Here is a 15,269-nt window from a genome sequence, read left to right on the forward strand (position 1 = left end):
TTCTTTCCCGCATCAAGTAAGCTATGATTAAAAGAAAAGGTGAGGGATTAGATGGAAAAAATTTTTGTAAGTCCGGGTATGTATTTGCAAGGTGAGAATATTTTAGCTTCGCGGTTTGATGAATTGCTACAGTTTGGAAAAAAAGGTTTAGTTGTTACGGATACATTTGTCTATCAATTGATTGGTGAAGATTTAATTTATCGTTTAACTCAATCCGGGTGTCAAATAACTGTTTGGCTAGTGGACATGGGAGATGAAGCTAGTTTGCCAGCAGAAACAGAGTTTGTTTTGGCACTTGGCGGGGGAAGAGCAATTGACCTTGGGAAATCGTTAGCCTTGCGGGAGAAATTAGCTTGTATTGTAGTACCGACATCAGCGGCTACCGACGCTCCGGTTTCTCGTATTTCTGTGGCTTATGACATGGAGGGCTATTTCCAAAAATATCGCTATTTTTCCAAGGGACCTGATTTAGTTTTTGTCGATACAGCTATTTTGGTGAATAGCCCGGTTCATTTTTTGACCTCGGGAATTGCTGACGGACTATCTACTTATGTTGAAGCACGAACGGTTTGGGAGAATGATGGAATCAATACGCTTGGTGGACGCCCGACATTAGCCGCCCAAGCATTGGCTGAAAAGTGTCGAGAGGTTTTGTTAGCAGAAGGACTTGCTGCCGCAGCGGATAATAAGGAGAAAAAAGTGACGCCGTCATTTGAAGCAGTGGTAGAAGCGAATACTTTGTTAAGCGGTTTAGGTTTTGAATCTGGCGGACTTAGTATAGCTCATGCGTTGCACAATGCATTAACTAGTTGTTATGGGAAAGAGCTAAAGGCTAGTCACGGACAAATTATTGCTGTAACTACCTTGATTCATTTAAAAGTTGAAGGGTGTCCTGAATTATCTGAATACCTAGACTTCTTCAAAGGATTGTCTTTACCAACGACAATTACTGAATTAGGCCTGCAGTTGGATGAACCTGAAATTATCAAAGTAGTGGACTTAGCTTTCGATGAAAATGATGGAATTGTTCGCAGTGGAGTAAATGTGACGAAAGAGGAAGTAATCGCAGGGATCCAAGCATTTATATAAAAAAGAAGTGACCGCAGGTAAATTCCAGCGGTCACTTCTTTTTTTAGATATTTAAAACCTTGTCTAAGAAATCTTTGGTTCGTGGATTATGCGGGTTGTTAAAGATCTGTTCAGGTGTACCATCTTCTAAGATTTTCCCACCATCGGTGAACATCACGCGATCGGCTACTTCTTTGGCAAAGCCCATTTCGTGGGTAACGATAACCATCGTCATCCCTTGATGTGCTAAATCCTTCATAACGTTTAGTACATCGCCAACCATTTCTGGATCTAGGGCAGAAGTTGGTTCATCGAAAAGCATCACATCTGGATTCATTGCCAGCGCACGAGCAATCGCCACCCGCTGCTTTTGTCCACCAGATAAACTATCAGGATAAACATCTTTTTTCTCAGCCAAACCAACTCGTTCCAAAAGTTCAACTGCTCGTTCTTCGGCTTTTTCCTTTGGTTCACCTTTCAAATCTAAAGGAGCCAAAGTGATATTTTGCAACACAGTTAAATGTGGGAATAGGTTAAAGTGCTGGAACACCATTCCAATGTGTTGACGAACTAAGTTGATGTCGGTATTTTTATCAGTTAAATCTTGGCCATCAATAATGATCTGACCTTCTGTTGGATCCTCTAAGCGATTCATGCAACGCAGGAAGGTGGATTTACCAGAGCCGGAGGGTCCGATAACACAAACCACTTCGCCTTCTTTAATCGTAACGTTCAGATCATTCAAGACCGTGTTATCGCCAAATTTCTTCACTAAATGATTAATTACAATTTTTTCACTCATCTTAATTCACCTTCTTATCTAAGCGATTCGCTAATTTAGTTAACAGCGTAATCAAGACCAAATACATTACAGCAATAATTAAGTAAACATAAGAACTTTGTGTTGTCCGAGCTACAATGATTTTACCCGTTTGCAGTAATTCAACTACACCGATAGCTGAGATAATAGTAGTATCTTTCAAACTAATAACGAACTGGTTGATGAAAGATGGAATCATTATTTTAACAGCTTGCGGCAACACAATTTTTTGCATGGTTTTATTGTAGGAAAGTCCTAAACTTCGTGAGGCCTCCATTTGACCAATCGGTACGGCATTAATCCCGCCGCGGACAATTTCAGCAATATACGCACTAGCATTTAAAGTTAAGGTGATAATACCGGCAGCAAAGTCAGGAATTATAATTCCTGTCATACCTGGTAATCCAAAGAAAATGAAGAAGGCCAATACCATCATTGGAATTCCGCGAATCACATCAATATAAAGACCAGCAAATATTCGAAGTCCTCTAACTGGCGAAACCCGGAACAATCCGAAGATAACCCCTAATACAATTGCCAGTGCAAAGGAAACAAGTGCCAGAACAATGGTTTTCCACAATCCTTCTAATAGGGCAGGGTAGTTGTTTTTCAACAAACCGCCAATAGTGGATTCATCTACGCCATCGTCACTAGCCGAAATACTGTCATCTCCAATGTGCGTACTTAGGATTTGATCATATTCACCGGTGCGGCGCATCTCTTTCAAGCCTTCGTTGAACATTTCAACCAGCTCAGCGCTTTCGCCTTTCTTAACAGCAAAACCGTATTCGCCGCCAGATTCACGTTCAATCGGGGTTTTCAAATCTTGTCCTTGTTGAACAGCGTAACCAATAACTGGATAATCATCCATCATGGCATCAATCGAGCCAACCTTTAACGCATCATATAATTGATCAGCTGCATCAAAGTTTTTGATGGAGTAGCCATATTCGTCTTCGTGAGCTTTTAAGAAATCGGCACTTTCGGTTCCAACTTTTGCGCCGACTGTTTTGCCATCTAAATCTTCATAAGAAGTAATGTCATCATTGTCTTTGGCGACAGCTAATTGAATTCCGCTTTGGAAATAAGGCTCACTAAAGTCATAATTTTCTTTTCGTTCATCAGTGATTGTCATACCCGCAATCATGCCATCAGCCTGACCAGACTCTAGAGCCTGCATAGCTGAGGAGAAGCCGATAAATTTGAACTCAAGATTAAAACCTTGCAGTTCTGCAGCCCGGTTCAACAGGTCTACATCAATCCCTTTATATTCGCCATCACTGTCTTGATATTCAAAAGGTGCAAAGGCAGAGTCGCTAGCAATAACGTAAGTATCCTTTTTCGGTTCAACCTTTTTCATCTCGCCAGTAGGAGCCATGTCGCCAGTAGCGATGTATTCGCTGACGATCTCGTCATAAGTTCCGTCTGCTTTTAAATCTTTCAAGCCTTGATTGAATTTCTCCAACAACTCTTTATTTTCACCTTTTTTTACAGCAAAGCCGTAAGAACTGCCGACTTCATAATCGCCAACCATTTTGAAAGGCTGCCCATTGTTTACTGCATATCCTAAAACCGGATAGTCATCGAAAATTGCTTGGACATTGTCATTGGATAAGGCATTATACAATGCATCCGCTGCTTCGTACTGCTTAATACTATAGCCATACTTATCTTTGTTGTCCGCTAAAAAAGTTGCACTTTCAGTTCCGATTTTGGCAGCAACTGTTTTACCCTTAAGATCTTCGTAGCTTGTGATGTCCTTGTTATCTTTGTGAACAGCCATCTGAATCCCGCTGTCGAAGTAAGGATCCGAGAAATCAAATGTTTTTTTACGATCTTCGGTAATGCTCATTCCGGCAATCATTCCATCCAACTGATCAGACTGCACACCTTGAATAGACGGGTCAAAACCTAAAGGTCTAAGATCAACCTCAAAACCTTGATCTTCCGCTATTTTATTGATTAAATCCACATCAATTCCGATATAATTGCCATCTGAATCTTGGAACTCAAACGGTGCGAAAGTTAAGTCAGTTCCTATCTTGTAGGTCGTCGCAGCATGACTTTTTTCACTGAAGCCAAGTGTTATAATACTTGCCACCATCAGTATCAAGATTGATAAAAGTCTTCGTTTTTTCATAACAAACCTCCTATAGTGTTATCGTTGGTCTTATTATATGTTAGAACGGCAAAAGAAAACAAGAGGTACACGCGTTCGCACGAAAAAAAACAAAAAAATCCTGACATGATATGTCACGAAAGTTAACATGGAGTGTTTTAAGGAAAATGTAAGATACCATGAAAGATAAGGATAAAAAATAGCGAAAATATGTTCGGTATGCTATAATTTATCACTGAGAATTCTTCTCTTATTATATAGAAGAAAAAAGGAGGACGTTTGTGTGATAGAAAGAGAAACAGGGAATATTTTTGACCTTCATTCCAAATATGAACCCGCAGGAGATCAGCCGGTGGCGATCAGCCAATTATCAGAAGGGCTCGTAAATGGAAAAAAAGCACAAATTCTCTTGGGAGCAACTGGAACGGGTAAAACCTACACCATTTCCAATGTAATCAAGGAAGTAAATAAACCGACTTTGATCATTGCTCACAATAAAACGTTAGCTGGCCAGCTGTATGGAGAGTTTAAAGAATTCTTTCCTAATAATGCTGTTGAATACTTTGTTAGTTACTATGATTATTATCAACCTGAAGCCTATGTACCCTCCAGTGACACCTATATTGAAAAAGACTCCAGTATCAATGACGAAATAGACAAATTGCGTCATTCGGCTACAAGTGCGTTGCTTGAGCGGAATGATGTTATTGTTGTAGCATCCGTCTCTTGTATTTTTGGTTTGGGGTCACCGAAAGAATACCAAGAGCAAGTCGTATCCTTGCGTGTCGGGATGGAAATGGACCGCAATCAATTGCTGCGAAAGCTGATTGATATTCAATTCGAACGCAACGATATTGATTTCCAACGGGGACGTTTCCGGGTTCGAGGAGATGTTGTAGAAATTTTTCCGGCTTCCCGTGATGAACGAGCTTTGCGGGTAGAATTTTTCGGTGATGAAATCGATCGGATTCGTGAAGTCGATGCATTAACAGGTGAAGTAATGGGTGAGACTGAGCACGTGGCGATCTTCCCAGCTACTCACTTTTTAACTAATGAGCACAATTTGGAAGTGGCCATCAACAACATTCAAAAAGAATTAGCAGATCGCTTAGCAGTATTGCGCAGTGAGAATAAATTGCTGGAGGCTCAACGGTTAGAACAGCGGACGAATTACGACATCGAGATGCTGCAGGAAATGGGCTATACTTCAGGGATTGAAAACTATTCCCGCCACATGGATGGACGTAAGGAAGGCGAACCGCCGTTTACTTTGATTGATTTCTTTCCAGATGATTTCTTGATGGTTATTGACGAATCCCACGTAACTATGCCGCAAGTTCGGGGAATGTACAATGGTGACCGGGCCAGAAAGCAAATGCTGGTAGATTATGGTTTCCGCCTGCCATCGGCTTTAGATAACCGACCATTACGTTTGGAAGAATTCGAAGAGCGGGTCAATCAAATTGTCTACGTTTCGGCGACACCAGGTCCTTATGAAGATACTCAGACCGATACAGTGGTGGAACAAATCATTCGACCAACCGGATTATTGGATCCTGTCATTGAAGTACGACCAATCATGGGACAAATTGATGATTTAGTTGGCGAAATCAATGAACGAGCCGAACGAAACGAACGGGTCTTCGTAACCACCTTGACGAAAAAAATGTCTGAAGACTTAACAGATTACTTTAAAGAGCTGGGAATCAAAGTGAAGTATCTCCACAGCGATATCAAAACTCTCGAGCGTACCGAGATCATCCGCGATTTGCGTCTAGGCAAGTTTGATGTGTTGATTGGTATCAACCTGCTAAGAGAAGGCTTGGATGTGCCTGAGGTGTCTTTAGTGGCCATTTTGGATGCCGATAAAGAAGGCTTCCTCCGCAGTGAACGTTCACTGGTCCAAACTATTGGTCGGGCAGCCCGCAACTCTGATGGTCGCGTAATCATGTATGCCGATAAGGTAACAGATTCGATGCAGCGTGCAATGGATGAAACAGCTCGTCGTCGGGAAATCCAGAATCAATACAATCTTGATCATGGAATTGAACCGAAGACGATCATTAAAGAAATTCGTGATCTGATTGCTATCAGCAAGGTTGCTGAAGAAGTTGGGGCGTATGATATTAGTTCTTATGATGATCTATCTATCGAAGAACGCAGACTGATGATTGAAAAATTAGAAGACGAAATGCGGGAGGCTGCTAAAACTCTTGACTTTGAAACCGCCGCGTCTTTACGTGATACTATCCTAGAGTTAAAAGCAGCTGAGTAAAAGAATAAACGTATTTGTGAATAGGAGAGAATTATGGCAAACGATAAAATAGTGATTCATGGTGCCCGGGCTCATAATTTGAAAAATATAGACGTGACAATTCCCCGTGACAAAATGGTTGTTGTCACGGGCTTGTCTGGATCAGGAAAAAGCTCATTGGCTTTTGATACCTTATATGCTGAAGGTCAACGGCGTTATGTAGAAAGTCTTTCAGCTTATGCCCGTCAGTTTTTGGGTCAAATGGATAAACCAGATGTCGATAGTATCGATGGCTTAAGTCCAGCAATTTCCATCGATCAAAAAACGACTAGTAAAAACCCTCGTTCGACTGTCGGAACGGTAACCGAAATTAATGATTACTTGCGCCTATTGTATGCCCGAGTTGGACATCCGATTTGTCCGAATGATCATATCGAAATTACTTCCCAATCAGTGGAACAAATGGTGGATAAAGTTTTAGAACTGCCAGATCGCACGAAAATTCAAATTTTAGCACCAGTGGTTGTGAAGAAAAAAGGCCAGCACAAAAAAGTTTTTGAAATGATCCAACGGGAAGGCTATGTCAGAATGCGGGTAGATGGAGAAGTCTATGACGTATCTGAAGCTCCAGCATTAGAAAAAAATAAAAAGCATGATATCGCCATTGTGATTGACCGGATTGTAGTTAAGGAAGGAATTCGTTCTCGCTTATTTGATTCCTTTGAAGCAGCTTTACGTCTAGCAGACGGCTATGCCTTGGTTGACGTCGTTGGACAAGAAGAAATGCTGTTTAGTGAACACTATGCTTGTCCTTACTGTGGTTTTACAGTAGGTGAATTAGAGCCGCGCCTGTTCTCCTTTAATGCTCCCTTTGGTGCTTGTCCTGAATGTGACGGTCTAGGATTGAAGCTGGAAGTCGATCAAGAACTAGTGATTCCTGATCCAACTAAGACTTTGAGAAAAGGAGCCTTAATTCCTTGGAATCCGATTAGTTCTCAGTATTATCCTCAAATGTTGGAGCAGGCTTGCTTAAGCTTTGGGATCGATATGGATACACCATTTGAAGATTTGCCTGAAGAACACCAAGAAATCATTCTTCATGGTTCAAACGGCGAGCATTTCCATTTTCATTACGAAAATGATTTTGGTGGTGTGCGGGATGTAGAAGTACCTTTTGAAGGGATTCTGCCTAACATCGATCGCCGTTACCGTGAAACCAATAGTGATTTCACTCGTGAACAAATGCGCTTGTATATGACTGAATTAAAGTGCCAAGCTTGTCATGGTTTACGTTTGAATCCTCAGGCTTTATCTGTACAAGTAAATGGAACAAACATTGGTCAAGTTAGTGAAGACTCAATTAATCAAGCTTTAGAATTCTTTGAAGGTTTGAGTTTGAGTGAACAAGAGACTATGATTGCTCGACCAATCTTAAAAGAAATTGGTGATCGTCTAACCTTCTTGCGAAATGTTGGATTGGAATACTTAACCTTAAGTCGGGCAGCTGGAACCTTATCCGGCGGTGAGGCGCAGCGAATTCGTTTGGCTACTCAAATCGGTTCGAACCTATCAGGTGTGTTGTACATTCTAGATGAACCTTCCATCGGATTGCATCAAAGAGATAACGATCGCCTAATCCATTCGTTGAAAAAAATGCGGGATCTAGGTAATACCTTAATTGTGGTGGAACACGATGAAGACACGATGCGTGCTGCGGATTATTTGATTGATGTAGGGCCTGGTGCCGGTGATCAAGGCGGCGAAATCGTAGCTGCTGGGACACCAGAAGAGGTTGCTAAAAATAATAACTCGTTGACTGGACAATATTTATCCGGCAAACGCCAAATTCCGGTTCCAAAAGAACGCCGCAAAGGAAATGGCAAAGCCGTTAAAGTTACGGGTGCCGCTGAGAACAACTTGAAGAATCTGGATGTTGAATTCCCATTAGGCAAATTTGTAGCTGTAACGGGTGTATCCGGCTCTGGCAAGTCAACGTTAGTCAACCAGATTTTGAAAAAAGCATTAGCACAAAAGCTGAACCGTAATTCAAACAAACCTGGCAAATACAAAAAAATCACCGGGTACAAAACGATTGAGAAGCTGGTGGATATCGATCAAAGTCCAATCGGACGGACACCGCGTAGTAATCCAGCAACTTACACCAGTGTCTTTGATGACATTCGTGATTTATTCGCTAAAACGAATGAAGCGAAAATTCGCGGATATAAAAAAGGTCGTTTTAGCTTTAATGTTAAAGGTGGACGTTGCGAAGCTTGTCGCGGAGACGGGATCATTAAGATCGAAATGCATTTTTTGCCTGATGTTTATGTTCCTTGCGAAGTGTGCCATGGCAAACGCTACAATTCTGAAACCTTGGAAGTGCATTACAAAGGTAAAAACATTGCAGACATTTTAGAAATGACGGTTGAAGATGCGGTTGAATTCTTTAGCCCTATCCCTAAGATTCGCCGCAAGCTGCAAACAATAGTAGATGTTGGTTTAGGTTATGTAACGATGGGACAGCCTGCAACAACCTTATCTGGTGGTGAAGCCCAACGGATGAAGCTGGCTAGCGAGCTGCACAAAAACTCTAACGGAAAAAACTTTTACATTTTGGATGAACCGACAACTGGACTGCACACAGATGATATTGCTCGTCTGTTAAAGGTCTTAGAACGGTTTGTGGACGCCGGCAATACAGTCTTAGTGATCGAGCATAATTTGGACGTAATTAAATCCGCGGACTATGTGATTGATTTAGGACCTGAAGGCGGAGATGGCGGCGGAACGATCCTTGCTACCGGTACGCCAGAAGAAATTGCGGAAGTTTCTGAGAGTTATACCGGTTATTACTTGAAAAAAGCGCTGGAAAGCGCAAAATAATTATAAAGAAAAAATGCAATTCAAAGACTTAGCTTTGATTGCATTTTTCTTTATGGTATGATAATCAAGGATTAAGACGAGAAGGTGTAGTGAAGATGAATAGACAGCAAAATTTTGTACCAATTTTATTAGGAAGCGACATCAACGTTTATGGGATGGCGCGCTCTTTTCATGAAGCATACGGTTTGGTTAGTGAAGCCTATGCTGGATTGCAATTAGCTCCGACAAAGTATTCAAAAATTGTGAACGTTCATACGATAGCAGGATTTGATAAAGATCCGGTATTTATTGAAGAAATGCGGAAGCTGGGAAAAGAAAAATACAACGACCCAAAAACCAAATACTTGTTGATTGCTTGTGGTGACGGATATGCTGAACTAGTCTCACTGCATAAGGAAGAATTATCAGAATGGTTTATTTGCCCATATATTGATTATGCGATGCTGCAACAATTAATCAGCAAAGTCAGTTTTTATGAAATCTGTGAAGAGTACCAATTGCCTTACCCTAAAACCTTGATTGTTCGTGAAGAAATGCTGGAAAACGGTCGTTTAAATCAGGAATTGCCATTTTCGTTTCCAGTAGCTTTGAAGCCGGCTAATAGTGTAGAATGGCTGTCTGTCGATTTTGAAGGTCGGAAAAAAGCCTTTATTTTTGACACCCGTGAAGAATTTGATACAATTTTAGAGCGGATTTATCAAGCAGGATACAAGAGTGAGATGATTGCTCAGGACTTCATACCGGGTGATGACTCTAATATGCGGGTATTGAACGCTTATGTGGACCAAGACCATCAAGTTAGAATGATGTGCTTAGGTCATCCGCTGTTGGAAGATCCTTCACCGGAAGCAATTGGAAACTATGTGGCGATTATGCCGGAGTACAATGAAAAAATTTATCAAACGATCAAGTCTTTCTTGGAGAAAATCGACTATACGGGATTTGCTAATTTCGATATGAAATACGACCCTCGCGACGGCGAGTACAAATTGTTTGAAATCAATTTGCGTCAAGGCCGCAGTAGTTTCTTTGTGACTTTGAATGGATTGAACTTGGCTCAATTTGTCACCGAGGATCGTGTATTCCAAGTACCATTTTCTGAAACCATCTACGGAAAAGCTCAAGCTGATACCGCTATGTTGTGGATGGGAGTTCCGAAAGAAGTATTCGTGAAATTTGCCCGCGACAACGAAGATAAGCAAAAAGCATTAGACCTTATTGAAAAGGACAAATGGGGGACAACCGTCTTTTATAAAAAAGATATGTCACCGATCCGCTGGGTACTAATGAAATATATGTTTAGTAAATATAAAGGACGATTCAATTTGTTCTTTAAAGAGAAAGAAGGGTAATGGTTGGAAAACTTCTTTAGCGTACTAGGCGGAATGGGAACGATGGCAACCGAAAGCTTTGTTCGTTTGATTAATCATCGTATTAACGCTCATAAAGATCAGGATTACTTGAATTATGTTTTATTCAATCATGCAACTGTTCCTGACCGAACCGCCTATATTTTAGATAATGAGGCAGACAGCCCGCTGCCTTATCTATTAGATGATATTGAAAAGCAAAATTTGCTGAAACCAAATTTTATTGTACTGACCTGTAATACGGCTCACTACTTTTTTGATACTATCCAAGGTGCGACGGATATTCCAGTGCTGCACATGCCTAGAGAAACTGCCCAGAAGTTGAAACAGGATAACCCTGAGGGAGGCAAAGTTGCTTTTCTAGGAACTGAAGGCAGTGTTAAGGCTGGTGTCTATCAAAAAGAATTGGAAAGACAAGGCTTCGAAGTTCTTATCCCGAATAAAGAATTGCAAACTAAGGTCAACAATTTGATTTATCGTGATGTAAAAGAAAAAGATTTTATTAACAAGGAATTATACTTGGAAATCTTATCGGATGTCTTTGACGTTTTAGGCTGTCAGCATGTTGTGCTGGGGTGCACGGAACTTTCATTGGTTCAGGAAGAAATGAAAGTCACGCCCTATCCAGTGACTGATGCGCAATCAATTTTAGCCGATCTTACAATTGAATTAGCTTTAAAAAGCAGATCTTCTGATTAAAGAAGGTCTGTTTTTTTGGAGAAAGCCCGAATTCTTAAGTGTATCAGAGTAATATGACTGATTATAAAAAAACACCGTGCTGATAAGGCTTTCATCGTTTTAACAGGAATTTAAGGAATAAATCGGTAGTAAAGACACGCCCGGAATGATACAATGTATAAGATGGAAAGGAGTGACACCAAATGACAGAAAGTTTACATTTAGTGGTCATTACTGGAATGAGCGGCGCAGGTAAGACTGTAGCCATTCAGAGTTTTGAAGATATGGGGTACTTTTGTGTTGATAATATGCCCCCAGGATTAATCCCTAAATTTTGGGAATTGATTCGTGAATCCGGAAAAGTAACAAAAATTGCTTTAGTAGTCGACTTACGCTCTCGAGCGTTTTTTGAAGAAATCCAAAATATGTTAGTGGAAATTGATAACACCGGCTTTATTGATACCAGCTTGCTTTTCTTGGACGCTTCGGATGAAGAACTGGTTTCACGCTATAAAGAAACCAGAAGAACGCATCCAATGGCGATGGATGGATTAGTAACAGAGGGAATTCGTAAAGAGCGGGCAATCTTGGAGGATTTAAAAACCCGTGCTACTTTGGTAATTGATACTACCAATTTAACTCCGCGTCAATTACGGGAGAAAATTAACCATGAATTCAAACAAACAGATGATTTAGGGTTCCATATTGAGATGCTTTCTTTCGGTTTTAAGTATGGTTTGCCTATCGATGCAGATATTGTGATGGATGTGCGTTTTTTACCTAATCCTCATTACATTGCTGAACTTCGACCTAGAACGGGACTGGACAAAGAAGTTTACGATTATGTGATGTCTTTTCCTGAAACCGACGAATTCTACAACAACTTTGTTACTTTGTTAAAAAACATCTTGCCTGGTTATGTCAAAGAAGGTAAAAGTTCGTTAACAATTGCTATTGGTTGTACTGGCGGACAGCATCGCTCAGTCGCCTTGAGTGAACGGGTAGGACATGCCTTGGAGGATTTGGATTACCGGGTAAATATCACTCATCGCGACAAGGACAAGCGGAAAGAGACGGTGAATCGTTCATGAAAATGAAAACTTACCGCATCCGCAAGCCTAAAATCGTTGTAATCGGTGGTGGAACAGGCTTGCCGGTTATTTTGAAAAGTCTCCGTAATCAAAGTGCTGATATCACGGCCGTAGTGACGGTGGCTGATGACGGCGGCAGCAGCGGTGAATTGAGAAATTCGATTGATATGGCTCCGCCGGGGGATTTAAGAAACGTGCTGGCGGCTTTGTCGGACATGCCTCGATTGTATGAAGATCTTTTTCAATATCGCTTTAAAGAAGAAGATAAGTTTTTAGCCAATCATACTATTGGCAACTTAATCATTGCGGCCCTTTCTGAAATGCGGGGCAGCACTTATGAAGCAATTCAATTGTTAGCACATATGTTGCATGTAGATGGACATGTATTTCCATCATCCGAAAAACCGTTAGTTCTTCATGCGGAATTCGAAGACGGAACAACGGTTGCTGGGGAATCCAAAATTGCTTTAGATCGTAAAATCATTAAACGGGTGTATGTTACAGGCCATGGCGATGATCAAGACATTCACGCGGCTCGAAAAGTTGTCCAAAGCATTAAAGACGCGGATATGGTAGTTTTGGGTCCTGGATCATTATTCACCAGCATCTTGCCTAATTTGGTGATTGGCGAAATTGGCGAAGCTGTTCGGACGACTGACGCAGAAGTGGTATACATTTGTAATATCATGACGCAAAAAGGGGAAACGGAGCATTTTAGTGATGCCGATCATGTACGAGTACTTAATCAGCACCTAGATGATAAATTTGTTGATACGGTGTTGGTAAATACCGAAAAAGTACCAGAAGATTATATGAATCCTGAAGTTTATGATGAATACCTTGTTCAGGTAACTCATGATTTTAATGGACTAAGAGAAGAAGGATGCCGAGTTGTCTCTACAGACTTCCTTAAATTGCGGGACGGCGGCGTTTTTCATGATGGAGATAAAGTAGTGGAAGAGTTATTTCGGATTGTTTTCGGTGCAAAAATTTAATAGGGGGCTTGAATCATGTCATTTGCGGCTGAGGTAAAAAAAGAGCTCACTGGATTGGCCGTGCAAAAAGAATTAGCTAAAGCCGAATTAGCGGCCTTGATTCGGATGAATGGATCGCTTAGTTTAAGCAATCACCAATTCGTGTTAAACGTTCAAACAGAGAATGCAGCGATTGCTCGAAGACTTTTCACGCTATTAAAGGAGCATTACGGGGTACGCAGTGAACTATTGGTGCGTCGAAAAATGAAATTAAAGAAAAACAATGTCTACATCGTGCGGTTAAAGCAAGAAACTCAGAGTATTTTAACTGATTTAGATATTATGGATGGCTCAATGTTCCAATCGCATATATCGCAAGAGTTAAAATCGGAAAATGAGAAAGTACGTGCTTATTTAAGAGGTGCGTTTCTGGCTTCTGGTTCAGTAAATAATCCAGAGACAAGCCGTTATCATTTAGAGATTTCCTCTATTTATGAGGAACACAACCAAGACATTTGCGATTTATTGAATCAGTTTGATTTAAATGCCAGAACTCTGGCACGACGAAACGGATATATCACCTATCTAAAAGGTGCTGAGAAAATCGCGGATTTTTTAATCTTGATTGGTGCAACCAACTCAATGCTGAAATTTGAGGATGTTCGGATCGTAAGAGATATGCGTAACTCGGTTAATCGTCTGGTTAATTGTGAGACAGCTAATATGAATAAGACGATTGATGCTGCTTCGAAGCAAATAGGAAATATTCGCTTTATTGAAGCGACAGTGGGTCTTCAATCATTACCGGAAAAATTACAGGAGATTGCAGAATTACGCATGCTGCATCCAGAGGTCAGTTTGAAAGAGCTTGGAGAAATGATTCCATCAGGATCTATTTCAAAATCTGGAATCAATCATCGAATTCGAAAAATCAATGAGTTTGCTGAAGAGCTGAAAAAGAAGAGTATGTAAAAAACGTTAGTGAAAAGGGAAAAATCCCCTTCACTAACGTTTTTTGGTTTTAATGATTAATTCTTCCGATGGAATTCTTGTTTCTGGAAGAGCATCAACTAGAACGATCACTTCATCTGATGACTGAACAAGTTCGAATCCTGATTGTTTTCTATGAGAAATAGTATCTTGCTCATTAGTGGAATCTGTTATAACCATTGTTTCGTTGACTGGTTCTGTCGGTGGAAGCACAACCGGCATAGGAATATCAACTTCATTAGGCATCGCAGTTCCTCCTTTTTAAAGGGACAAAAACTCCTTCAATTGATCCTGTGTAACGGATTCATCAAAAATGTGATCATCTACTAAAACGGTTGGTACAAATTTAATATTCGATTGTTCAGCTTCATTGCGAATTTCCTGCTGTAAAGCTTGATTTGGTTGCTGCTGCAAATGTAAAACTGTTTCAGCGTAATGGGCAACTTGTTCTAAACTCAATTCTTTCCACTCGTCTTGTGAAGCATAGACCTGTAGAATTTGCTGAAGGGCTTTATCAGAATCGCTGCTGATATATTCGTGCATTACATTTCCCCGTTGCAAGCTTTCCTTGTCTTTATCCAATAATTTGATGATACGCTGTACTTTTCCATCAGCAACTGCCTGACCTAAAATCTCCTGTGATTCTTCAAACCATTGTTTACAAAATGGACAACGAAGGTTCATGAATTCAATTATACGCTTTGGTGCCTGATCTGACCCGATTTTGATACCATTCAAATCGTTCACAAATTCAGGTTTAATGACTGAAATATCCATTGATTAATTCCTCCCTTTGTCTCTAGTGTACAAGAAAATCGCAGGATTACAAACAAATAAATTTTTTTACTAAAACTAAAGCAATGGAGCATTTCAAAATTCAGCCAGCTAGTTTATAATAGATCCATTGTGAGTATTTTGATAAACTATCAGCTTTATCACTTGGCAGTAAGTAAGCATCCGAACAATATCAACAAAATAGATGAAAGCTGCATAGTGGAATAATACACAAAATGATTACCGAA

The 15,269-nt window shown here is 40.5% G+C and carries 12 protein-coding genes; 8 read left to right on the forward strand and 4 right to left on the reverse strand.

Going from position 1 to position 15,269, the window contains the following annotated elements:
* The first annotated feature begins 51 nt into the window (after positions 1–51).
* Positions 52–1,089 carry an iron-containing alcohol dehydrogenase gene (locus JZO70_RS04685; protein ID WP_207672388.1) on the forward strand — a complete coding sequence of 346 codons (1,038 nt, stop codon included), beginning with the start codon at positions 52–54 and terminating at the stop codon, positions 1,087–1,089.
* 43 nt (positions 1,090–1,132) lie between these two features.
* Here the strand turns inward: JZO70_RS04685 and JZO70_RS04690 are convergent, their stop codons facing one another.
* Together JZO70_RS04690 and JZO70_RS04695 are read right to left on the reverse strand one after the other, a co-directional pair.
* The gene (locus JZO70_RS04690; RefSeq protein ID WP_207672389.1) at positions 1,133–1,870 is read right to left on the reverse strand and encodes an amino acid ABC transporter ATP-binding protein; all 738 of its coding nucleotides are present in this window, start codon (positions 1,868–1,870) and stop codon (positions 1,133–1,135) included.
* A 1-nt stretch (position 1,871) separates the two neighbouring features.
* The gene (locus JZO70_RS04695; protein ID WP_207672390.1) at positions 1,872–4,028 is read right to left on the reverse strand and encodes an amino acid ABC transporter substrate-binding protein/permease; all 2,157 of its coding nucleotides are present in this window, start codon (positions 4,026–4,028) and stop codon (positions 1,872–1,874) included.
* 262 nt (positions 4,029–4,290) lie between these two features.
* Between JZO70_RS04695 and uvrB the strand changes: the two genes are divergently transcribed.
* The 7 genes from uvrB (at position 4,291) to whiA (ending at position 14,229) form a co-directional block, all read left to right on the forward strand.
* Positions 4,291–6,282: an excinuclease ABC subunit UvrB gene (uvrB, locus tag JZO70_RS04700; RefSeq protein WP_347565091.1), complete on the forward strand. Its 1,992-nt coding sequence runs from the start codon at positions 4,291–4,293 to the stop codon at positions 6,280–6,282.
* A 33-nt stretch (positions 6,283–6,315) separates the two neighbouring features.
* Positions 6,316–9,144, forward strand: coding sequence for an excinuclease ABC subunit UvrA (gene uvrA / locus JZO70_RS04705; RefSeq protein WP_207672391.1), 2,829 nt, complete (start codon positions 6,316–6,318; stop codon positions 9,142–9,144).
* Positions 9,145–9,239: 95 nt separating this feature from the next.
* Entirely contained in the window at positions 9,240–10,496 is a 1,257-nt protein-coding gene (locus JZO70_RS04710) for a carboxylate--amine ligase (protein ID WP_207672392.1), read from the forward strand.
* Positions 10,497–10,499: 3 nt separating this feature from the next.
* Positions 10,500–11,213 (forward strand): amino acid racemase, encoded by a 714-nt coding sequence (locus JZO70_RS04715; RefSeq protein ID WP_207672393.1) that lies wholly within the window; start codon positions 10,500–10,502, stop codon positions 11,211–11,213.
* A 182-nt stretch (positions 11,214–11,395) separates the two neighbouring features.
* Entirely contained in the window at positions 11,396–12,283 is an 888-nt protein-coding gene (rapZ, locus tag JZO70_RS04720; protein WP_207672394.1) for an RNase adapter RapZ, read from the forward strand.
* Positions 12,280–13,278 (forward strand): gluconeogenesis factor YvcK family protein, encoded by a 999-nt coding sequence (locus tag JZO70_RS04725; RefSeq protein WP_207672395.1) that lies wholly within the window; start codon positions 12,280–12,282, stop codon positions 13,276–13,278. The genes rapZ and JZO70_RS04725 overlap by 4 nt, the downstream gene beginning before the upstream one ends.
* A gap of 15 nt (positions 13,279–13,293) precedes the next feature.
* Positions 13,294–14,229, forward strand: coding sequence for a DNA-binding protein WhiA (gene whiA, locus JZO70_RS04730; RefSeq protein ID WP_207672396.1), 936 nt, complete (start codon positions 13,294–13,296; stop codon positions 14,227–14,229).
* A gap of 33 nt (positions 14,230–14,262) precedes the next feature.
* Here the strand turns inward: whiA and JZO70_RS04735 are convergent, their stop codons facing one another.
* Positions 14,263–14,493, reverse strand: a complete 231-nt coding sequence (locus JZO70_RS04735) for a hypothetical protein (protein ID WP_207672397.1) — start codon at positions 14,491–14,493, stop codon at positions 14,263–14,265.
* 15 nt (positions 14,494–14,508) lie between these two features.
* Positions 14,509–15,024 (reverse strand): thioredoxin domain-containing protein, encoded by a 516-nt coding sequence (locus JZO70_RS04740; protein WP_207672398.1) that lies wholly within the window; start codon positions 15,022–15,024, stop codon positions 14,509–14,511.
* Positions 15,025–15,269 lie beyond the last annotated feature (245 nt).

Origin of the sequence: Candidatus Enterococcus moelleringii, from assembly GCF_017377575.1 — a bacterium.
GTDB classification, from domain to species: Bacteria; Bacillota; Bacilli; order Lactobacillales; family Enterococcaceae; genus Enterococcus_A; species Enterococcus_A moelleringii.

Coding starts and splice junctions, on each gene's coding strand:
- JZO70_RS04685 (WP_207672388.1), top strand. CDS start 52: ATGGAAAAAATTTTTGTAAGTCCGGGTATGTATTTGCAAGGTGAGAAT.
- JZO70_RS04690 (WP_207672389.1), bottom strand. CDS start 1,870: ATGAGTGAAAAAATTGTAATTAATCATTTAGTGAAGAAATTTGGCGAT.
- JZO70_RS04695 (WP_207672390.1), bottom strand. CDS start 4,028: ATGAAAAAACGAAGACTTTTATCAATCTTGATACTGATGGTGGCAAGT.
- uvrA (WP_207672391.1), top strand. CDS start 6,316: ATGGCAAACGATAAAATAGTGATTCATGGTGCCCGGGCTCATAATTTG.
- JZO70_RS04710 (WP_207672392.1), top strand. CDS start 9,240: ATGAATAGACAGCAAAATTTTGTACCAATTTTATTAGGAAGCGACATC.
- rapZ (WP_207672394.1), top strand. CDS start 11,396: ATGACAGAAAGTTTACATTTAGTGGTCATTACTGGAATGAGCGGCGCA.
- JZO70_RS04725 (WP_207672395.1), top strand. CDS start 12,280: ATGAAAATGAAAACTTACCGCATCCGCAAGCCTAAAATCGTTGTAATC.
- whiA (WP_207672396.1), top strand. CDS start 13,294: ATGTCATTTGCGGCTGAGGTAAAAAAAGAGCTCACTGGATTGGCCGTG.
- JZO70_RS04735 (WP_207672397.1), bottom strand. CDS start 14,493: ATGCCTAATGAAGTTGATATTCCTATGCCGGTTGTGCTTCCACCGACA.
- JZO70_RS04740 (WP_207672398.1), bottom strand. CDS start 15,024: ATGGATATTTCAGTCATTAAACCTGAATTTGTGAACGATTTGAATGGT.